Annotated in this window: 13 protein-coding genes; 12 read left to right on the forward strand and 1 reads right to left on the reverse strand. The window is 75.8% G+C overall.

Annotated features, from left to right (window positions below; genetic code table 11):
- Positions 1-170 precede the first annotated feature (170 nt).
- The 10 genes from C8D89_RS10930 (at position 171) to C8D89_RS10975 (ending at position 13,295) form a co-directional block, all read left to right on the forward strand.
- Complete coding sequence (locus C8D89_RS10930) at positions 171-437, forward strand: hypothetical protein (RefSeq protein ID WP_116708125.1); 267 nt, start codon at positions 171-173, stop codon at positions 435-437.
- Positions 434-1,612 (forward strand): hypothetical protein, encoded by a 1,179-nt coding sequence (locus C8D89_RS10935; RefSeq protein WP_116708126.1) that lies wholly within the window; start codon positions 434-436, stop codon positions 1,610-1,612. The genes C8D89_RS10930 and C8D89_RS10935 overlap by 4 nt, the downstream gene beginning before the upstream one ends.
- On the forward strand, positions 1,596-4,886 hold the full coding sequence (locus C8D89_RS10940; protein WP_243418008.1) for an ATP-binding protein: 3,291 nt from the start codon (positions 1,596-1,598) through the stop codon (positions 4,884-4,886). The genes C8D89_RS10935 and C8D89_RS10940 overlap by 17 nt, the downstream gene beginning before the upstream one ends.
- Positions 4,883-6,940 carry a hypothetical protein gene (locus C8D89_RS10945; RefSeq protein ID WP_133251877.1) on the forward strand — a complete coding sequence of 686 codons (2,058 nt, stop codon included), beginning with the start codon at positions 4,883-4,885 and terminating at the stop codon, positions 6,938-6,940. The genes C8D89_RS10940 and C8D89_RS10945 overlap by 4 nt, the downstream gene beginning before the upstream one ends.
- Positions 6,924-7,505 (forward strand): hypothetical protein, encoded by a 582-nt coding sequence (locus C8D89_RS10950; protein WP_116708128.1) that lies wholly within the window; start codon positions 6,924-6,926, stop codon positions 7,503-7,505. Before C8D89_RS10945 ends, C8D89_RS10950 begins: the two co-directional genes overlap by 17 nt.
- A gap of 72 nt (positions 7,506-7,577) precedes the next feature.
- Positions 7,578-8,588, forward strand: coding sequence for a C40 family peptidase (locus C8D89_RS10955; protein WP_423716946.1), 1,011 nt, complete (start codon positions 7,578-7,580; stop codon positions 8,586-8,588).
- 179 nt (positions 8,589-8,767) lie between these two features.
- Positions 8,768-10,621, forward strand: coding sequence for a molecular chaperone DnaK (gene dnaK / locus C8D89_RS10960; RefSeq protein WP_116708129.1), 1,854 nt, complete (start codon positions 8,768-8,770; stop codon positions 10,619-10,621).
- Positions 10,622-10,739: 118 nt separating this feature from the next.
- Positions 10,740-11,498, forward strand: coding sequence for a nucleotide exchange factor GrpE (gene grpE / locus C8D89_RS10965; RefSeq protein ID WP_243418010.1), 759 nt, complete (start codon positions 10,740-10,742; stop codon positions 11,496-11,498).
- A gap of 67 nt (positions 11,499-11,565) precedes the next feature.
- Entirely contained in the window at positions 11,566-12,813 is a 1,248-nt protein-coding gene (locus tag C8D89_RS10970) for a DnaJ C-terminal domain-containing protein (protein ID WP_116708130.1), read from the forward strand.
- Positions 12,810-13,295 (forward strand): heat shock protein transcriptional repressor HspR, encoded by a 486-nt coding sequence (locus C8D89_RS10975; RefSeq protein WP_423716935.1) that lies wholly within the window; start codon positions 12,810-12,812, stop codon positions 13,293-13,295. Before C8D89_RS10970 ends, C8D89_RS10975 begins: the two co-directional genes overlap by 4 nt.
- Here the strand turns inward: C8D89_RS10975 and C8D89_RS10980 are convergent.
- Positions 13,292-14,581 carry an FAD-binding oxidoreductase gene (locus tag C8D89_RS10980; protein ID WP_243418011.1) on the reverse strand — a complete coding sequence of 430 codons (1,290 nt, stop codon included), beginning with the start codon at positions 14,579-14,581 and terminating at the stop codon, positions 13,292-13,294. The two genes, C8D89_RS10975 and C8D89_RS10980, sit on opposite strands and share 4 nt — an antisense overlap.
- Positions 14,582-14,997: 416 nt before the next feature.
- Between C8D89_RS10980 and clpB the strand changes: the two genes are divergently transcribed.
- A complete protein-coding gene (gene clpB, locus C8D89_RS10985) occupies positions 14,998-17,607 on the forward strand; it encodes an ATP-dependent chaperone ClpB (protein WP_116708131.1) in 2,610 nt (869 codons plus the stop codon).
- A gap of 253 nt (positions 17,608-17,860) precedes the next feature.
- Positions 17,861-21,031 (forward strand): ATP-binding protein, encoded by a 3,171-nt coding sequence (locus C8D89_RS10990; protein WP_116708132.1) that lies wholly within the window; start codon positions 17,861-17,863, stop codon positions 21,029-21,031.
- Positions 21,032-21,072: the final 41 nt, after the last annotated feature.

Raw genomic sequence — 21,072 nt, forward strand, 5'->3', positions numbered from 1 at the left:
GTGTCGACGCCTGTGGGGGAGGGGCGGGGAGAGCGGGTGCCCGGACGTGTCCGGGGGGTGCCCGGCAGCATGCAGCGAAGGGGTTTGATGACCCGCGGCTGCCATGTTTACTCGTCCGGTCGAGATCCGCTCCCGGCACACTGACCAGCACGTCCGCAGGAGGAACCGCCATGACCGTCACGCTCCTCGGCGCCGACGTCGTCGCGCAGGCTCCGGGGACGGGCGGGCTGCAGGGCTGGATCCAGGACAACATCGTCCCGCTGATCCTGCTGGGCATCGCGATCACCATGCTGTGGATCGGCGGGCGCGGTGACAACGCCGGTGTGGCCCGCCGCAGCATCGGTCTCATCATCGGCCTGATCGCCCTCGGCATCGCGCTCACGCCCGGCGCCGGCGCCCGGGTCGGGGCATTCTTCGCCCAGCTCATCACCGGGTGACGCGGGTGCACATCCGCACCGACGACGAGGTGTACCGCGTCGACGCCGTCTGGCTCGGCCCACCGCGGGCGACGTTCCCGTGGCGTGCCCGCTACTCGGCCTACGGCGTCGGGCTGCTCGTCATGATCGCCGTGATGTTCGTCCAGCGCCGCCTCGGCATCGACCTCGGGTTCTTCTCGGTGGCGTGGGCCCTGCTGATCACCGTGGCCATCACCCGCTTCGTGTCGCGCCGCATCAACGACGAGCGCCCGCTGCTGGAGTGGCTGACGCTGTTCGTCCACGAGCTGCGCGGTCCGCGGGCCAAGGAGCGGACCATCGGCGGGGCGCTGACGACGGGCCACGTCGCCGTGCGCCGCGACCGGCCCAGGCTCACCGGCGCGTCCAGGGCCATCGCGCTGCCGCGGGGGAGCGGCGGCGAGCGCGTCGTCCGCCCGCGCGCCGGGGCGTCGGACGACGCCGACACCTGGGGCCCGCCGCCCCGCGACGACGAGGAGGGCGTCGCGGGCCGCCCCTCGACGCCGGCGGCGGAGACACCGGCCGGGGAGCCCGCCGCCCCCGCCGCCCCCGCCGTCCCCGCCGTCCCCGCCGTCCCCGCCGCCCCCGCCGAGGCGGACGTCGACGCCCCCGCCGTCCCGGCACCGCGGACGGCGACGCCGGAGGCGGAACCGGACGGCGCGCACCTCACGCCCGGGCTCGAGGACGCGGACCCCTCCCACGCGCGGGCCGCGAGCCGCCGACCGCGGAGGGCGGGCACGGACGGCGCGCGCCGCCGCACCCGTGCGCGCCGCACCGCCGGCGCCGACTCCGGGCCCCCGGCCGGCGCGGACGTCGGTGCCCCGGAGAAGGACCGGCTCGTCCTGCCCCCCGCCCCGGACGCCCGGACCACGGCGGCCGCCGACGCGTCGATGGCGGCCTGGACCGGCGGGACCGGCCGCCGTGAGCCCGTGCCGGCACGCCGCACCCGACGCGTCCCCGACCGCGTGACGAACAGTGCCGCCGACCGCGCCGCCGACGCGGATCCCGACCGCACCCAGCGCCGTCCGGCGCGGCCCCGCCGTCGCCCGGGCTGGCCCCTGTCGAACGAGCCCGCCGGCGGCAGCGAACCCCGCGGAGCCCGCGAGCCCTTCGGCCCCGGCACCCGCGCGCGGGGGGACGACGGTGCTGCGCCGCGGTAGGGCCCGGCGCGCGGACGGGTCGGCACCGGAGGCGCTCGAGGCGGGCCCGCGCGGGAGCGGGCTGCGGGCCGCGCGGAGCACCCCGGCGCGCACCTCCGGGCGCCGCCCGCGCTCGTTGACCGGCGAGGGCCCCGCCCAGGGCTACCGCTCCGCGATCGCGCTGCGCGCCATCGACGGCAACCTCGCGCGCACCGCGTCCTCGGTCACGGCCTGGTACCGCCTCGCCCCGCAACCCTGGAGCTTCCGCAGCGACTCGCAGCGCGAGACGTTGATCCGCCAGATCGCGACGCAGCTCGGCGAGCTGCAGGGCCGCTGGCTGCACGTCCGGGTCACGTCGCGGCCCTATCCGGTGGCGCTGTGGGCGGAGGCGTTCGACCACAACGCGCCCGGGCGGATGCCCGACGTGCCCGGCGCGCTGAGCTGGGAGCAGTTCCTCGAGGGCGAGCAGCGCCACCTCATGGGGCTGTCGATGTCCGACAAGGAGGTCTTCCTCGGCGTCGAGGTGTCCGGGCGCTCGATCGTCGACCGCTGGCTCGAGGGGGCCGCGCCGATCCTCGGCCGGCTGGTGCCCTCGGCCGCGACGGCGGAGCTGGCCGCGCTCGAGTCGGAGATCGCGCACGTGGAGGCACTCGTCTCGCGGGCGGGGCTGGACGCGGTGCCGGCGACCGCGGAGGACATGGCCTGGCTGATGCACCGCTCGTGCTCGCTCGGCCTGCCCGCACCCCGCACGGTGGCCCCGGCGTCGGGCGAGCACTGGGAGACCGAGGACCTCGCGGCGTTCACCGACGGCGTCGCGCTGCAGCAGGAGCCGTACGCGCCGACCGTGCAGGTGCTCGGGCGGTTCGGGACGCAGCCGGTGCAGCGCCACGTCGCGGTGCTCTCGGTCGGGCTGATGGACGCGCTGCGCATCCCGGAGGCCGACGACCCGTGGATGCAGCGCAGCGACCGCCTGCCCTTCCCCGTCGAGTGGTCGGCGCGCATCTACGTGCGCAAGCCCGAGGAGGTCGCGGGCGAGCTGCAGCGCCAGATGGGCAAGGTGCGCAGCCAGATCCGGCACTACACCCACGACCACGACCTCGACCCCCCGATGTCGCTGGCCCGGCAGGCCGACCGCGTGCTCCAGATCGAGGACGAGCTCTCGGGCGGGCTCACGCAGCTCAACACCCGTGTCTACGGCTGGTGGCGGGTCGCGGTGTCCGGACGTGACGAGGGCGAGGCGCTGACCCGCGCCCAGCAGGTGCTCGACCTCTACCGCCCGCGGGTGGCGATGGAGCACCCCGAGGCGCAGTACGCCTACGCCCGCGAGTTCATCCCCGGCGAGCCCCTGGCCTCGACGGCCTACCGGCGGCGGGGCTCGGTGACGTGGGTGGCCGCCGGGGTGCCGGCGGCGTCGGCGTCGGTGGGCGACCGGCGCGGGATCATGCTCGGCGAGACGTGCACGGCCACGCGCCGCCCGGTGGCGTGGGACCCGTGGATGGCCCAGGAGGTCCGCCGCGCGTCGGGGCTGACGGCGATCGTCGGCGGGCTGGGCTCGGGCAAGTCGTTCCTCACCGGCCTGCTCGTCTACAAGACGCTGCGCGCCGGTGCCCGCTGGACCGTGCTCGACCCGTCGGGCCCGCTGGCCGAGCTGACGAAGCTCCCCGAGCTCGCCCCGTTCTCCCGGCACATCCACCTGCTCGGCGCCGACCCGGGCATCCTCAACCCCTACCGCGTGGTGGCCGAGCCGCGCCGCGAGCACTTCCTCGACGAGGAGGACCCGGACAAGGCGTGGCGTCGCGAGCGCTCCCTGGCCGCGGCCACCCGGCGGCGCCTGGTGCTCGACGTGCTCACCGGCCTGCTGCCGTTCGACGTGGCACGCATGCCCCACACGCGGATCGTGCTGCTGCGCGCCGTGCGCGAGGTGGGCGGCGCCCCGGACCGCGACCCGGGGCAGGTCATCGCCGTGCTGCGCCGCCACGCGCGCGAGGGCGAGGAGCACGCCGACGTCGTCGCCGATTTCCTGGAGGAGCGCCGCGAGCTGCCCCAGGCGGCGCTGCTGTTCCCCGACGGCAGCACCGACCCGCGCGCCGACCCCTGGGTCGGCGAGGAGAACTACCGGCTGACCGTGCTGACGATGCAGGGCATGGCGTTGCCGCGGCCGGGCAGCCCGCGCGAGGAGTGGACCGACGGCGAGTCGCTGGCCGTCGAGCTGCTCAACCTCGCGTCCTGGCTGACCCAACGCACGATCTACACCGCCGACCGGAACCTGCGGAAGGGCGTCGCGCTCGACGAGACCCACTTCCTGTCGCAGATCCCCACCGGCAAGGTGCTGATCGACCGGTTGGCCCGCGACTCGCGCAAGTTCAACGTCCGCGCGCTGTTCGCCAGCCAGCTCGCGGGCGACCTGCTGCGCGTGCCCGGGTTCGCCTCGCTCGTCAACGCCGTGTTCGTCGGACGTACCGACGACGAGGAGGCCCAGGCCGAGGCGCTGCGGCTGCTGCGCGTGCCCACCGAGGTCGGCTACGAGGAGATGCTCGGCACGCTCTCGCCGCGGCCCTCCTTCCAGCGACACGGCCACGACGACCGGCCCGACGACACCCCGCGCCAGTTCGTCTTCGCCGACGGGCACGGCGGCGTGGAGAAGATCCGGATCGATCTCGAGGGAGCGCACCTCGAGCACCTGCGCGTCGCGCTGGACACCAACCCCGACGCCCGCCGCGTCCGCCCGATGCCCGCGCCAGGGGCGAGCGCGCCGCGGGACGTCCCGGTGCCGCCCGAGACCGACGCCGAGCGCACCGGGCCGGTGCCCGTCGTGCCCGCTGCCGGGCCGCCGCCGGCCGGTCCGCCGCCCGCGACCCCGCCGACCCCGCCGCCCGGCACCGCGCGGGTCACGCCGGTGACGCCGTCCCGGGACCCGATGGTGGAGCGGACGGTCGTCGAGGGCATGGTGCTCGACGAGCGGCCGGACGACGCCGACCCGGCCCTGCCGCCGGGTCTCGACGACCTCGTGCCCGACCTCGACGACGACCTCGCCGGGAGGTCCGTCGACGGGTCCGCCGACGGGTCCGCCGACGGGGCCGGCCCGGCGGGCCGCGAGTCCGCCGGCGACGACGAGTGGGCCGAGGCCTGGGTGATGGACGAGGGCACGGGCGAGGACGGCGCCAGCGGCGACGCCGTCGGTGAGCTGGCCGACGACGCCACCGTCACCGCGCCCGGCGACCGCGGCCCCGGCGCGCGGCGCGACGCCGGCGAGTGGGTGGGGGCGGGCCGGCACGGACCCGGGACGCCCGCGTGACGCTCGTCGTCGTGATCCTCGCCGCCGCCCTGGTCGTGGGGTGGCGGCGGGCGCGGCGTGCCCGAGGAACCGCCTGGGCGAGCGAGGGCGTCCTTCGCTGCGTCCCACGCAGCCAGGGCGTCCCTCGCTCCGCACCCCGGGGGCGGCGCCGGGCCGTGGTCGTGGTGGCGTCGCTGGTCACGGGCCTCGTCCTCGTCGGGCTGCCCGCGTCGGCGGCCCCGCTGGACTGCAAGGCCGCGCCCGACCCCGACCGGCCCGGCACGGGCCTCGTCGGCTCGCTCGACCCGGCGCCGCTCGGGGTCGGCGCCCCGGGCAGCGTCTACCACGAGGTGGGCTACGCGGGGCAGGTCTGGTGGACCTACGACCTGGGCTGCGGGCCGGGCGGTGCCCGCGACCCGGCGGCCGCCACCGACACCTGGCTGGGCAACCAGTTCTTCAACCTCGCCAAGCTCGTCGTCGGCGGCGTCAACTGGGCGCACTACCTCATCGAGCAGGGCTCGGGGCTGCTGCGCCCGCTCGACGGCGTCGTCCAGGCGGGTACGCAGGCGATGTACAGCGCGGTGTTCACCACGTGGGTCGGGCTCGCGCTGCTGGTGCTGGCGGCGATCCTGCTGGTGCTCGCGATGCGCGGCGACCTGTCGCGCCAGGCCCAGCGGGCGGGGATCGCGGTGATCGCGCTGGCCATCGCCGCGGCCGCCTACGCCGCGCCGGTGCGCTGGTCGAGCATGCTCGACGGGGTCCTGCTCGACGGCGTGACCGCGATGCAGCAGGGCTTCCTGTCCCAGGTCGGCGTGGGGGACGCCAACACGCTGCCCACCGTGCTCACCGACCAGATCGTCTACAACAACTGGCTGCGGGGGCAGTTCGGCTCCGCCGACGTCCCCCAGGCCCGCGACATGGGCCGCGAGCTGCTGCGGGCGCAGACGTTCACCAAGCAGGAGGTCGCCGACGGCCAGGACGGCCAGGCCCAGGCGGACGCGAAGAAGCAGCAGTACACCGCGGTCGCCGACCGCGTGGGCGACCGGTACAGCTACTTCCAGGGCCGGCAGGGCTCGCGCACCGGCGCCGGGATGCTCGCGCTGATCCAGGCCGTGTGCATCGGGCTGTTCCAGCTGATGAGCAAGCTGCTGGTCCTCGTCTCGATGCTGATCATCCGGCTGCTCGTCATGGTCGCCCCGGCGCTCGCGGTGCTCGCCCTGCTCAAGCCCGAGGTGCTGCCCGCGACCCTGCGCGTCGGTGGGGCGGCGCTGGTGAACACCCTGCTCGTGGGGGCGATGGCGGGCCTGCACTCGCTCATGGTGATCGCGCTCTTCCGGCCCGGCTCCGGGGTCGACACGTGGCTCGCGCTGCTGGTCACCGGCGTCGTCACGATCGTGCTGTGGGCGGTGGCGCGCCCGTTCCGCCGGCTCTCGGCGATGGTGTCGCTGACCCGGGACCAGATGGGCGGCTTCCTCCCGCCCGCGGGGGGCGGCGGCGTGCTGTCGCGCTTCCTCCCGCGGACGCCGACGAAGCAGGACGACTGGTGGAGCGAGCGCCGCGCGGCCGGCGGGGCCGGCGGCGACGTCTGGCGTCCCGAGGGGAGCACTCCCCCGCGCACCGACGCGACGCCCACCGCCGGGGACGCGGCCGGTGCGGGCGCCGCGCCCGGACCCCTGCGGGTGGACAGCGAACGCGTGGGCCCGGCGGCGGGCCACGCCGCCGACCCCGCCGCGGCCCTGGCGTCCCGGACCGCGGCCCGGCGCGCACTGCCGCGGGGCGCGGGAGCGGTCCCCGGCGGCGACCCCCGCGGCGACCGCGACCCCACGCCGGCGCGCGCCCAGGTCAGCGACGCCGACCGCAGCCTCTACCGCAGTGTGGCCGCGCGGGCCGCCGAGAGCGGCGAGGCGGGCGGGCCGCGGAGCCCGGTGCGCGCCGAGCTGGTCGACGGGGCGCCGGTGTACCGCATCTATCGCCCCAGCCGTCCCGTCGGCGCCGGGTCCTCGGGCCTGCCGCGGCGCTCCGGGCCGTCCACGTCGCCGTCCCGCGGGGGAGGCCCGCGTGCCGATACGGACTAGGCGCGGGCGCGCGGCGGCCTACCGCGCGCTGTGGGAGTGGCCCCTGCACTCCCCGGCGCGCCTGTTCCTGGTGCTCGCCGCCGTCGTGGCGATCGCCGCCGGCATCTCGTGGATCGGCGGTGCGGTCGGCGGCCCGGAGCCCACGGGCGGCGCGCTCGGCCCCGCCACCACCGCGGCGCCCGGCACCGTCGCCCCCGCGCCCGGCGCACCGCCGGTCACGGAGCTTCGCCCGCGGATCCTGCCGCTGTCCGCCGCCCCGCCGGTCGCCCTGGCCGTCGCCGAGCGCTGGACCCGCGCCTGGGCCACGCACCCGCCGGGGACCACGCCCCAGCAGTGGAGCGCCGGCCTCGCGCCCTACACCACCGAGGAGTACCTCGCCGTCCTCGCCGAGGTCGACCCGGCCAACGTCCCGGGCAACGCCGTCACCGGGCCGCCGGAGGCGGTGGAGGTGCGCCCGGAGGCCGTGCGCGTCCAGGTCCCGACGGACGCGGTGCGCCTCGAGCTGCTGCTGGTGCAGGTGGGGCCGGGTGACTGGCGCGTCTCCGGCTACGACCGGGCGTCCTGAGGGCGGGCCAGGAGTGCCACGGTGATCACCCCGCCGCGCCTGCCGCCCGGTCTGCGGTTCCTGCGCCTCCTGCTGCCCGTGGCCGCCCTCGCGGGTTTCCTGGTCGTGGTGCTCGCGGCCGGCCTGCTCGTGGTCGGCCAGTTCGTGCCCGGCGGCGGGGAGGCCGGCGACGGGACGACGTGCGAGGCGGGGACCGGCGAGGCCCCGCCGGAGGACGTCCCGCAGACCTCGGCCGAGCTGGACGCCGTGCAGCGCCAGACCGCGGCGACGATCATCGGGGTCGCCAAGGGGATGGCGATCCCGCCGCGCGGGTGGGTCGTCGCCCTGGCCACGGCGATGCAGGAGTCGCAGATGGGCACCGTCGGCATGGACGTCGCGGTGGACCACGACTCGCTCGGCGTGTTCCAGCAGCGCCCGAGCCAGGGCTGGGGCAGCCCGGACCAGGTGCGGGACCCCGTCTACGCGACGCGGACCTTCTTCGAGCGGCTGCTCACGGTGCCGGGGTGGGAGACGATGCCGGTCACCCGGGCCGCGCAGACCGTGCAGCGCTCAGCGTTCCCGAACGCGTACGCCAAGTGGGAGTCGCTGGCCAACAGCCTCGTCAGCGACCTCGCGGGCGTGACCGGGGCGATCCAGGAGTGCGTCCCCGCCGCGGAGGCGGGTCCGGGGCCGGCGGCCGCGCTGCCCGAGGGCGTCGCGCGCACGGCCATCGAGTTCGCCACGGGCGAGACCGGCAAGCCCTACGTCTGGGGCGCGACCGGGCCGAGCAGCTACGACTGCTCCGGGCTGATGCTGCGGGCCTACGAGCGCGCGGGGATCATCCTGCCGCGGGTGTCGCGGGACCAGTACAAGGCGGGCGCCCACGTCCCCGTCGAGCAGGCGCAGCCGGGGGACCTGCTGTTCTGGGCCTACGACGAGTCCGATCCCGAGACGATCCACCACGTCGCCATGTATCTGGGCAACGGCCAGATGATGGAGGCCCAGCAGAGCGACGTCCCCCTGGGCACCCGCGCCGTGCGGTGGGGCGAGCCCGAGCTGCTGCCGCTCGCCACCCGGCCGGGCACGGGCTCCGACCGCGCGTAGATTTCTTCGGCGGAGTTGAGCCCGCAGGGAACAAGTCCGTGCAAGGCTCCGTTGGTCGGGATGACACACTTGAGTACAAGCGGCTCAGGTCTGGTTTGCGAAACCCAGAGCTCGGGCCATACTTGAGCGCAGAACACTCAACCAGCACCGGACACACGGTCTCGAGAGGAGACGTCAGCATGGCGCGAGCGGTCGGCATCGACCTCGGCACCACCAACTCCGTGGTCGCCGTCCTGGAGGGCGGCGAGCCGACGGTCATCGCGAACTCCGAGGGCAGCCGCACCACCCCGTCGGTGGTCGCGTTCGCCCGCAACGGCGACGTCCTGGTCGGCCAGTCGGCGAAGAACCAGGCGGTGACCAACGTCGATCGGACGATCCGGTCGGTCAAGCGGCACATGGGCACCGACTGGACCGTGGAGATCGACGACAAGAAGTACAGCCCGCAGGAGATCAGCGCCCGCGTGCTGATGAAGCTCAAGCGCGACGCCGAGTCGTACCTCGGCGACGAGGTCACCGACGCGGTGATCACCGTCCCGGCGTACTTCGAGGACGCGCAGCGCCAGGCCACCAAGGAGGCCGGCCAGATCGCGGGCCTCAACGTCCTGCGCATCGTCAACGAGCCCACCGCCGCGGCCCTGGCCTACGGCCTGGAGAAGGGCGAGAACGAGCAGACCATCCTGGTCTTCGACCTCGGTGGCGGCACGTTCGACGTCTCGCTGCTCGAGATCGGCGACGGCGTGGTCGAGGTGAAGGCCACCAACGGCGACAACCACCTCGGTGGCGACGACTGGGACGAGCGGATCATCAGCTGGCTCGTCGACCGGTTCAAGGGCTCGCAGGGCATCGACCTGTCCAAGGACAAGATGGCGATGCAGCGCCTGCGCGAGGCGGCGGAGAAGGCGAAGATCGAGCTGTCGAGCTCGTCCAGCGCCAACATCAACCTGCCGTACATCACCGTCGACGCCGAGAAGAACCCGCTCTTCCTCGACGAGACGCTCTCGCGCGCCGAGTTCCAGCGGATCACCTCCGACCTGCTCGACCGCTGCCGCAAGCCCTTCAACCAGGTGATCAAGGACGCCGGCATCTCGGTGGGCCAGATCGACCACGTGGTGCTCGTCGGCGGCTCGACCCGCATGCCCGCCGTGCACGACCTGGTCAAGGAGCTGACCGGCGGCAAGGAGCCGAACAAGGGCGTCAACCCGGACGAGGTCGTCGCCGTCGGCGCCACGCTGCAGGCCGGCGTGCTGCGCGGTGACGTCAAGGACGTCCTGCTGCTCGACGTCACCCCGCTGTCCCTCGGCATCGAGACCAAGGGCGGCGTGATGACGAAGCTGATCGAGAAGAACACGACGATCCCGACCAAGAAGTCCGAGGTCTTCACCACGGCCGAGAACAACCAGCCGTCGGTGCAGATCCAGGTCTTCCAGGGCGAGCGCGAGATCGCGGCCTACAACAAGAAGCTCGGCATGTTCGAGCTGACCGACCTGCCGCCCGCCCCGCAGGGCGTGCCGCAGATCGAGGTCAGCTTCGACATCGACGCCAACGGCATCGTCAACGTCTCGGCGGTCGACAAGGGCACCGGCAAGTCCCAACAGATGACCATCACCGGCGGCTCGGCCCTCTCCAAGGAGGAGATCGACCGCATGGTGGCCGACGCCGAGGCCCACGCCGACGAGGACCGCCGCCGCCGCGAGGCCGCGGAGACCCGCAACCAGGCCGAGACGCTGGTCTACCAGACCGAGAAGTTCATCTCCGACAACGACGAGAAGCTGCCGTCGGACGTCAAGGAGAAGGTCCAGGCCGCCGTCGGCGAGCTGAAGACCGCGCTCCAGGGCGACGACACCGAGGCCATCAAGGCCGCGTCGGAGAAGGTCGCCACCGAGTCCCAGCAGCTCGGCCAGGCGCTCTACGCCCAGCAGCAGGCGGACGGCACGGCGGGCGCCGCCGGGGCGGCCGGTGACACCGGCGCGGCCTCGGGCCAGGCCGACGACGTGGTCGACGCCGAGATCGTCGACGACGACAAGAAGCAGTGACCCCCGCCGGCGGGGTCACCGGGCACACCACCCGGTGACCCCGCCGGTCCCCCCGCTCGACCACAAGACGAAAGATCGGGCCCGGCGCCTCGGGCCCGATCCCCCCGAGGAGGTCACCGTGCAGGATCCGGACGTCGGGCCGGACGCCCCCGACTCGAGCACCGACTCGAGCGTCGGCGGCGTGCCCACCTCCGGCCAGGACACGCCCCCCGGCACCCCCCAGGCCGACGGGGCCACCGACGACGCCGTCGACCCGGCGCCGGAGGGGCTCGACGGCCTCGAGGGCGAGGCCCGGGCGGCCGCGGCGGCGGCCGGTGCGTCGGCGGCCGCGTCGACCACCACCGACGCCGGCGACGCCACGGCGAGCACCGCCGCGGACGACACCGCAGGCGCCGACCCCGCGCTGGAGCGCCTGCGCGCCGAGCTCGCCGAGCGCACCGCCGACCTGCAGCGCGTGTCGGCGGAGTTCGCGAACTACCGTCGGCGCACCGAGCGCGAGCGGGAGTCCACCGTGGCCGCGGCCAAGGCCGCGGTGGCCGGTGAGCTGCTGACCGTGCTCGACGACGTCGAGCGGGCGCAGAGCCACGGCGACCTCACCGGCCCGTTCAAGGTGGTCGCCGATCGGCTCATCGAGACGCTGCAGCGCGCCGGGCTCACACCGTTCGGGGCCGAGGGCGACGCCTTCGACCCGTCGGTGCACGAGGCCGTCGCCCACGAGACGTCCCCCGAGGTCTCGGGCCCGACCGTCACCACGGTGATGCGTCGCGGCTACCGCTTCGGTGACCGCGTGCTGCGCGCCGCGATGGTCGGCGTCACCGACTCCGACGGCAGCGCCCCGAGCGAACCGTCGCAGACGGCGGACGCCGGCACCTCCTGAGGCCTATCGTCCCGCCCACCACAGTCCCACCCACCACCGGAGAACCGCGGAAGGAGCAGTCTCGGCCATGAGCGCTCGTGACTGGGTCGAGAAGGACTACTACCGCGAGCTGGGCGTGGCCAAGGACGCCTCCGACGCCGACATCAAGAAGGCGTACCGGAAGATCGCCCGTGAGAACCACCCGGACGCCAAGCCGGGTGACGCCAAGGCCGAGGCCCGGTTCAAGGCCGCGGGCGAGGCGTACGGCGTGCTGTCCGACCCGGAGAAGCGCCAGCAGTACGACGAGGCCCGCTCGCTGTTCGCGGGCGGGCGCTTCGGAGGGTTCGGCGGCGGGCGCGGCGCGGGTGCGGGTGCGGGCGGCACCGGCTTCCAGGGCGGCTTCGACGTCGGCGACCTGTTCGGTGGGGGCCGCGGTGCCGGTGCCCCGGGTGCCGGGGGGCTCGGCGACCTGCTCGGCGGGCTCTTCGGCGGCGGTGCCGGCACCACGGCCGGCCCGACGCCGGGCATGGGCACGCGGCCGCGCGAGCAGCGCGGCGCCGACGTCGAGACCGACGTGCGCATCGACTTCGCCGAGGCCGTCGGCGGCACCACCCTGCCGCTGCGGCTGGCGTCGCCGACGCGGTGCGGCACGTGCGGCGGCAACGGCGCCCGGCCCGGCACCAGCCCGCGCACGTGCTTGACCTGCGGCGGTGCCGGAGTGGTGTCCCGCAGTCAGGGGGCGTTCGCGTTCAGCGAGCCGTGCCGCGACTGCTCGGGCACCGGCTCGATCGTCGACGACCCGTGCCCCGAGTGCGGCGGCGACGGCGTCAGCACCCGGACCCGCACCCTCACCGTGCGCATCCCGCCTGGGGTCGACGACGGTCAGCGCATCCGGCTCGCCGGGCAGGGGCAACCGGGCCAGCGCGGCGGGCCCCCGGGCGATCTGTTCGTCGTCGTGCACGTCAACGCCGACGACCTGTTCGGCCGCTCCGAGCGCAACCCCGACGACCTCACGCTGACCGTGCCGGTCACGTTCCCCGAGCTGGTCGACGGCACGACGATCACCGTGCCGACGATGGACGGCAAGGTCTCGCTCAAGGTGCCCGCGGGCAGCCAGAGCGGCCGCACCTTGCGCGTCCGCGGGCGCGGGGTGCGCCGGAAGGACGGGCGCACCGGTGACCTGCTGGTCACCGTCGAGCTCGCGGTGCCGAGCCGGCTGGACAAGGCCGCGCGCGAGGCCCTCGACGCCTACGCGAAGGCCACCGCCGACCACGACCCGCGCGCCGAGCTCACCCGGCGTGCCGAGGCCGCCGCACGGAGGGAGACGGCGTCGTGAGCCGCGGAGGGGACGGCGAGCGCGGGCCCTGGCCCGCGCCGCTGGGCTCCGTGCCGGCGCTGCCCTCCTGGGCCGACGAGGACACCCCGGTCTTCGTCATCTCGGTCGCCGCGCAGATCGCGGGCATGCACGCCCAGACGCTGCGCTCCTACGACCGCATCGGGCTGGTCAGCCCTGGCCGCGCCAGCGGTGGGGGCCGGCGCTACTCGGTGCGCGACATCGCGCTGCTCCGCGAGGTGCAGCGCCTGTCCCAGGAGGACGGCGTCAACCTCGCGGGCATCAAGCGGATCATCGAGCTCGAGCGCGAGGTCGGCGTCCTGAGCGACCGGCTCGCCGAGGTCACCGAGGAGCTCGCCCGCTGGCGCGCCGCGGCCGAGCAGGCCGGGGCCCAGCGCAGCGACCGGCGCAACGATCGCCTCCCGGCGCGGCGTACCCAGTCGGTGGTCGTCTGGCAGCCGGGCCCCCGTAGCCGCGGCGACTAGTCGGCGAAGGGGTCGTAGGAGATGTGGTCGAGCGGGACGCCGTCGACGAGCAGCGCCGAGGCGGTCGCCCGGATCATCGTCGGCGAGCCGGAGAGCAGGACGTCGTGACCCGACCAGTCGCCCCCGCGCAGCACCGCCTCGGGCAGCGTGCCGGGCAGCGTGCGCTCGTCGAGGGGGTCGTCCTCGCACACCGCGGCGACCGCGAGCCAGGAGTGCTCCTCGGCGAGCGCGCGGAGCCGGTCGAGCACGGTGAGGTCCTCGGGCACCCGCCCGCCCAGGAACACCGTGCACGGGCGGGGGTCGGGCCGGCGTGCCATGTCCTCGCACAGCGCGAGCACGGGCGCACCGCCGGTGCCGCCCGCGACCATGAGCACCTCGCGGCTGCTGCCCGGGTCGAGCCCGAGGCGCCCGGACGCCGGGCCGAGCCGCCAGCGGTCGCCGGTCGCCGCGTGCGCGACGAGCGCACGGCTCACCCAGCCGCCCTCGACGGCGCGGACGTGGAACTCGAGCAGGCCGTCGGGACGCGGTGCGGTCGCGGGACTGAGCGCCCGCCACATCCGCGGTCGCTGCGGCACCTCGACGGTGAGGTACTGGCCGGCGCGGTGCGGGACGGGGACGTCCGGGCGGACGTGCACGACGGCGAGGTCCCAGCTCAGCCGGCGGTGACCCACGACCGTGCCGGCGGTGACGGCCGGCGTCGCGGCCGCGCGCACCGCCTGCTCCATCGGCCCCGCGGCCAGCGAGAACGCGCGCACCCAGGCGTGCTCGGTGGCCTCGTCCCACGCCTGACCGCCGTACCGGCGCATCGCCCCGACGAGGGCCACCCCGAGCGGTTCGTACTGCCCGGCGTGCAGGCCCAGCGCCCGGTGCTCGCGGACCAGCGGCTCGACGAGCCGGCGCAGCTCGTCCGGGCGGTCGACCGTGCTCATGGGCAGCACCAGCGAGCGCACGAGGCGCCGGGCGGGCTCGGTGACCCGCGTCGGGAAGAGCGCCCGTGTCTCCGGGGCGAGGCTGAACAGCAGCGCGGCGAACCAGTCGGCGAGCTCGTCGACGTGCGCCTCGACCTCGTCCCACGTCTCGCGCACCCGGCGAGCGGCGTGCGCCTCCGGGGTCTCCCGGGTGGGCGCCGGCTCGGGTGCGAGGGACGCCCCGGCGGCGTGGGAGGCACTCGGGGCGTCCCTCGCTGCGTCGGCGTCGGGTGCCGCGTCGGTTGGTGCGGTTTCGGGGGCGGCGTGGCGGCCGGGGCGCACGAACGGCGTCGTCGCGGGCGCCGGCACGGCGCGCACGGGTGTGAGGCGACGGGCGGCGGGACGGGGCGCGGGCCGACCGGGGTCCCGGCCCGGCACGACCGGACCGCCTCCCGACAGCGGCTCCGCGGACATTCTCGGCGTTCCTCCCGGCCCCCCGGCGCGGGTCCGTGGTACCCGCGCGACGAGGTCACTATGACAGCCCGTTCGTGGTCGTCACGCAGGGTCCCCACCATGGGCTCGTCGCCCGGGCCTCCCGGCGCGCCGGACGGTGCCCCCAGCCACGCTGAGCAGCGACGACGAACCGGATCGGGACCGCTCGTCGTCGTTGCTGTGGGTGACCGGTGGCGGGTGGTCGGACGGCGGGAAGAAAGCGGCCACCCCCAAGGTTGAGCCAGATAGACTCAAGTTGAAGGGCGGCTTGGTGGGCCGCCCGCGCGCCACCAGGAGGACCGATGGATTTCACCCCCACCACCCGCACCCAGCAGGCGGTGTCGGCCGCCGTCCGCGCGGCCACCGTCGACGGTCACCCCCAGGTCTCGCCGGCCCACCTCGCGACCGCGCTGCTCGACCAGACCGACGGGCTCACCGAGCCGCTGCTGCGCGCGGTCGGGGCGGACCCCTCGGCCGTCCGGTCGGACGTGGAGAAGGTCCTCGCGGGCCTGCCGAGCGCCAGTGGCTCCAGCGTCGCGGCGCCGCAGTTCGACCGCGAGACCGCGCGCGTGCTCCAGCACGCCCAGCAGCTCGCCGCCGACATGGGCGACGAGTACGTCTCCACCGAGCACCTCCTGGTCGGGCTGGCCGCCGCCGGTGGGCGCACCGCCGACGTGCTCACGCGCCACGGCGCGACGCCCGAGGCGCTGAAGGAGGCGTTCACCAAGGTCCGCGGCTCGGGGCGGGTCACGTCCGCCGACCCGGAGAGCACGTTCCAGGCCCTCGAGAAGTACGGCCAGGACCTCACCGAGCGGGCCCGCTCCGGCGCGCTCGACCCGGTCGTCGGCCGCGACGCCGAGATCCGTCGCGTCGTGCAGGTGCTCTCGCGGCGCACCAAGAACAACCCCGTGCTCATCGGTGAGCCCGGCGTCGGCAAGACCGCGATCGTCGAGGGGCTGGCCCAGCGCATCGTCGCCGGCGACGTCCCCGAGTCGCTGCGCGGCAAGCGCGTCGTCGCCCTGGACCTGGGGTCGATGGTCGCCGGCGCGAAGTACCGCGGCGAGTTCGAGGAGCGGCTCAAGGCCGTCCTGCAGGAGATCACCGACTCCGCGGGCCAGATCATCACGTTCATCGACGAGCTGCACACCATCGTCGGCGCCGGCGCCACCGGCGAGTCGGCGATGGACGCCGGCAACATGATCAAGCCGATGCTCGCCCGCGGCGAGCTGCGCATGGTCGGTGCCACGACGCTGGACGAGTACCGCCAGCACATCGAGCACGACCCCGCGCTGGAGCGGCGCTTCCAGCAGGTCCTCGTGGGCGAGCCGTCGGTGGAGGACACCATCGGCATCCTGCGCGGGCTCAAGGAGCGCTACGAGGTGCACCACGGCGTGCGCATCACCGACGCCGCGCTGGTCGCCGCCGCGACGCTGTCGGACCGCTACATCACCGCGCGCTTCCTGCCCGACAAGGCCATCGACCTCGTGGACGAGGCGAGCTCGCGGCTGCGCATGGAGATCGACTCGCGGCCGGTGGAGATCGACGAGGTCGAGCGCGCGGTGCGCCGCCTCGAGATCGAGGAGATGGCGCTGGCCAAGGAGTCCGACGAGGCCTCGCGCGAGCGCCTGACCGCGCTGCGTGCGGAGCTGGCCGAGCGCCGCGAGGAGCTCGCCGCGCTCACCGCGCGCTGGCAGGGCGAGAAGGAGTCGATCGACTCGTCGCGGGCGCTCAAGGAGCAGCTCGAGACGCTGCGCGGCGAGTCCGAGCGCGCCGAGCGCGACGGCGACCTCGGCCGCGCCGCGGAGCTGCGCTACGGGCGCATCCCCGCGCTGGAGAAGGAGCTCGCCGCCGCCGAGGCGGCCACCGCCGAGCACGGCGCGGTCATGCTCAAGGAGGAGGTCGGCCCCGACGACGTCGCCGACGTCGTCTCGGCCTGGACCGGCATCCCCGCCGGGCGCCTGCTCGAGGGCGAGACCGCGAAGCTGCTGCGGATGGAGGACGAGCTCGGCCGCCGCGTGGTCGGGCAGGCCGAGGCGGTCCGCGCCGTGTCCGACGCCGTGCGCCGGGCCCGCGCGGGCATCGCCGAGGAGGACCGGCCCACCGGGTCGTTCCTGTTCCTCGGGCCCACGGGCGTCGGCAAGACCGAGCTGGCCAAGGCGCTCGCCGCGTTCCTGTTCGACGACGAGCGGGCGATGATCCGCATCGACATGAGCGAGTACGGCGAGAAGCACTCGGTCGCGCGCCTCGTCGGTGCCCCGCCCGGCTACGTCGGGTACGACCAGGGCGGCCAGCTCACCGAGGCCGTGCGGCGCCGCCCGTACGCGGTGGTGCTGCTCGACGAGGTCGAGAAGGCGCACCCGGACGTCTTCGACGTGCTGCTGCAGGTGCTCGACGACGGGCGCCTCACCGACGGCCAGGGCCGGACCGTGGACTTCCGCAACACGATCCTCGTGCTGACCTCGAACCTCGGCTCCGCAGCGCTCATGGACAGCTCGCTGGACGACGCGGGGCGGCGCGAGAAGGTCATGGAGGTCGTGCGGCGTTCGTTCAAGCCGGAGTTCCTCAACCGGCTCGACGACGTCGTGGTCTTCCACGCCCTGTCGACCGAGGAGCTGACCTCGATCGTCGACATCCAGCTCGAGCGCCTGGGTGCCCGCCTGGCGTCACGGCGGCTCACGCTGGCCGTCAGCGACGCGGCCCGCGAGTGGCTCGCGCTCCAGGGCTTCGACCCGGTCTTCGGCGCCCGGCCCCTGCGCCGGCTCGTGCAGTCGGCCATCGGCGACCAGCTCGCCCGGGCCCTGCTCGCCGGCGAGGTGCGCGAGGGCGACACGGTGGCCGTCGACCTCGACGAGTCCGCCGACGGGGGCACCGGCGCCCTCGTGGTCTCGCGCGCGGCCCAGCCGGTCGCCTGAGCCGACCCGGGCACGCCGCGCCGGCGTGACGTGCGGTACCCCGAGGGACGAGCGGCGCTCTCGCTGCTCCCGGAGCAGCGAGAGCGCCGTGCGTTCGTGTCGGGGTGGCACGTGGGCGGTCCTCGCCCTCCTGGCCCAGCCGTCGCGGGCGAGGCGTCACGATCCCGTGACGAACTCGGACAGACCAGGCGCACTGCTGGTCTCACCCCGACGTCGTCGCCACCCTGGGTGACCGCCCGGTGAGAGGTCGCCCATGCTGCACGTCGCGCTGCTCGGTCAGCAGGTGATCGCCGACGAGGAGGGCGGTCACCGGCCGTGCTCGTCACGGGGGCTCGCGCTCGCCGCCTACCTCGTCGCGCACGCCGGGGCGGTCGTCCCGCGCCGGCGTCTGGCGGCCCTCTTCTGGCCGGATTCCACCGACGCCCAGGCGCTCACGAACCTGCGCCGGGAACTGCACCACCTGCGCCACGCCGTCGGGCAGGCCCCGGTGCTGGGCGCCGAGACGGCCGGGCTCGCGTGGCGGGACGTGGCCGAGGTGACCGTCGACCTGCGCGTCTTCGACCGCGCGGCCCGGGACGCCGTCGACGCCGCGGCGCGGGAGGACACCGCGGCCGTCGTCAGTCACGGCGGGGCCGCCCTGGCGCAGTACCGCGGCGCGTTCCTGCCCGAGGTCGACGACGAGTGGGCGGTCCGGGTGCGCGAGGACCGCGAGACCTGCTGCGCCCGGGTGTGCTCGCTGCTCGCCGAGGCGCTCGCCCGCACCGGTGACCCGGGCGCGGCCGAGGACGTGGCGCGCCGCCGCGTGCGGCTGCGGCCGCTGGAGGAGGCCGGGTACCGGGCGCTGATGCGGCTGCAGCTCGAGCAGGCCGACCACGCCGGTGCCGTGAGCGCCTACGAGCGCTGCGCGTCGGTGCTCGGTCGGGAGCTCGGGGTGACACCGGGCGCGGAGACGCGCCGGCTCCTCGACACCCCGTCCCTCCACGGCACCGCGTCGGGTGCGGGCCCACCCGATGCGGCCGGCGGTGCCCCCGCCGCCCCCGGCCGCGCCCACGGGACGAGGAACGCGCTCGTGGGCCGCGAGGCCGAGCTCGCCGCCCTCGGCCGGGCGTGGCGCCGCGCCCTCGCCGGCGGACCCGGGCTCGTCCTCGTGCGCGGCGAGGCCGGCGTCGGCAAGACCCGGCTCGTGGGCGAGTTCGCCGCGGTCGTCCGGGACGGCGACGGGCTCGTGGCCGAGTCCGGCTGCTACGGCACCTCCGACCGGTTGGCGCTGGCCCCGGTCGCCGACTGGCTTCGCGTGCCCGCCCTGCGCGCGTCCATCGAGGGCCTCGACCCCGTCTGGCGCCTCGAGGTGGAGCGGCTGGTCCCCCGCGACGAGCGTCCGGACGACCGGCTCCTCGACGGGTCGCGCGCGATGGTCGACGCGTGGCGGCGGCACCGTTTCGTCGAAGGACTCGCGCGGGCGTTCCTGCAGGTCGGACGCCCGCTGCTGCTGGTGCTGGAGAACCTGCACTGGGGCGACCAGGAGACCCTGGACTTCCTCAGTCACCTCCTCGGCCGGGCCGGCGACGCGCCGCTGCTGATCGTCGGGACGGCCCGGGACGGGCCGGGCGCCGTGGACGAGTGGTTCCCGCGGGTGCGTGCGACCGGCGCCGCGTCCGAGCTCCCCCTGGACCCGCTCAGCGTCGAGGGCACGGCCCGGCTGGCCACGGTCGTCACCGGACGGCCACCCGACGACGCCGCCGCGCTGCACGCCGTCACGGGCGGCCTGCCGCTGCACGTCGTGGAGGCCCTGAGCGCCGGCGCCGCCGACACCGCCGGACCCGCCCGGGGCGACCTCGCGGCGATGCTGCGTGCCCGCTTCGACGAGGTCGGGCCCACCGCCCGGGAGGTCGCCGCCCTCGCCGCCGCGGTCGGGCGGGAGTTCAGCCTCGCCCTGCTCGTCGAGGCGAGCGAGCTCGACGCCGACGCCGTGGTCCGCGCGCTCGACGAGCTCTGGCGCCGTCGCATCGTGCGCGAGACCGGGCCCGGCTACGACTTCTCCCACGAGCTGCTGCGCGAGGCGGCCGACGCGCTGGCGAGCCCGCCCACGCGGTGGTTGCTGCACCGCCGGCTGGCGGGCGCGCTGGAGGAGCTGCACGCCGACGGTCTCGACGCCGTCTCGGCACGGCTCGCGCGTCACCACGCCCTCGGCGGGCGGCCGGAGCGCGCCGTCGCCGCCTACCGCCGGGCCGCCGACGTGGCCGCGTCACGGTTCGCGCACGGCGAGGCGATCCGGCTGCTCCGGGAGGCGCTGGGCCTGGTCCGCGCGCTGCCCCCTGGGCAGCACCGCGACGAGGAGGAGCTCGCCGTCCGCAACGCCCTCGCCGCGCCGCTGAACGCCCGCCACGGCTACGCGTCGGCGGCGGTGCGGGAGACGCTGGAGGCGTCCGTGGCGCTCGCCCACCGGATCGGACGCCGCGACGCCGAGCTGTCCGCGCTCGTGGGGCTCTGGACGGCGCGTTTCGTGGGCGGCGCCGTCATCGAGGCCGACGCCATCGCAGCGCGGGCACTGGCGATGGTCGACGCCGCCCCCGCGCTCGCCGTACCCGCCCACTTCGCGGCGGGCGGGTCGGCGCTCGGCCTCGGACGGCTCCGGGAGGGCCTGCGCCACTTCGCGGTCGTCGCCGAGGCGGGGGACACGGTGTCGCTGAGCGTCGGCAGCCGCCCGGACGTGCACGGCGCGGGGTGGTCGGCGCACGCCCACTGGCTGCTCGGCGACGACGACCGGGCGCGCGAGACCGCGGCCGGCGCCGTCGCGGCGGCGCGTCGCATCGAGCACCCCTACAGCCTGGCGATCGCCCTGGCGTACGAGGCGGTCACCCACCAGCTGCGCGACGACCGGGCGTCCGTCGAGGCGTCGGTGGCCGAGCTGACCGAGCTCTGCGAGCGGTACGGCTTCGCCTACTACCGGGAGTGGGCGCCGTTGCTCACGGGCTGGGCGCGCGGCGGCCGGGCGGGTGCGGAGAGCGCCCGGCGCGGCATCGACGGCCTCCGCGCCACCGGCGCGTTCTTCCGGATGCCCTACTGGCTCACGCTGGTCGCCGACATCGCCCTGCGTCGGGGGCGGCCGGACGAGGCCCGCGCCGTGCTCGACGCGGCGATCGCCGACGCCCGGTCGCGGGGCGACGTGTGGTGGCTGCCGGAGGTGCTGCGCCGTCGCGCGGCGTTCGACGAGGACCCGGCGGCGCTCGAACGCCTGGCCGTCGCGGCCGACCTGGCCCGGGAGCACGGCAGCACCGCGCTGCTGCGCCGGTGCCGGGGCGACCTCGGGGCCCGGGGTGTCGCGCCGGACGGCCACGTCCCGGCCTCCGCCACCGGAGACGGGGAGCTGCCGGGCGCGCGACGCCACGCGGAGCGTTCCCCCGCCGGACGCCGGGGCGGGTGACCGGCGGGACGGCGCGAACGCTGCGCGAACGCGAGCCGTGG

The sequence above is a fragment of the Actinomycetospora cinnamomea genome (assembly GCF_003096675.1).
In the GTDB taxonomy this organism is placed as follows: domain Bacteria; phylum Actinomycetota; class Actinomycetes; order Mycobacteriales; family Pseudonocardiaceae; genus Actinomycetospora; species Actinomycetospora cinnamomea.

Excerpts from the sequence above, each read along its gene's own strand:
- C8D89_RS10970 (WP_116708130.1), top strand. The coding sequence starts at position 11,566 with ATGAGCGCTCGTGACTGGGTCGAGAAGGACTACTACCGCGAGCTGGGC.
- C8D89_RS10990 (WP_116708132.1), top strand. The coding sequence starts at position 17,861 with ATGCTGCACGTCGCGCTGCTCGGTCAGCAGGTGATCGCCGACGAGGAG.
- C8D89_RS10930 (WP_116708125.1), top strand. The coding sequence starts at position 171 with ATGACCGTCACGCTCCTCGGCGCCGACGTCGTCGCGCAGGCTCCGGGG.
- clpB (WP_116708131.1), top strand. The coding sequence starts at position 14,998 with ATGGATTTCACCCCCACCACCCGCACCCAGCAGGCGGTGTCGGCCGCC.
- dnaK (WP_116708129.1), top strand. The coding sequence starts at position 8,768 with ATGGCGCGAGCGGTCGGCATCGACCTCGGCACCACCAACTCCGTGGTC.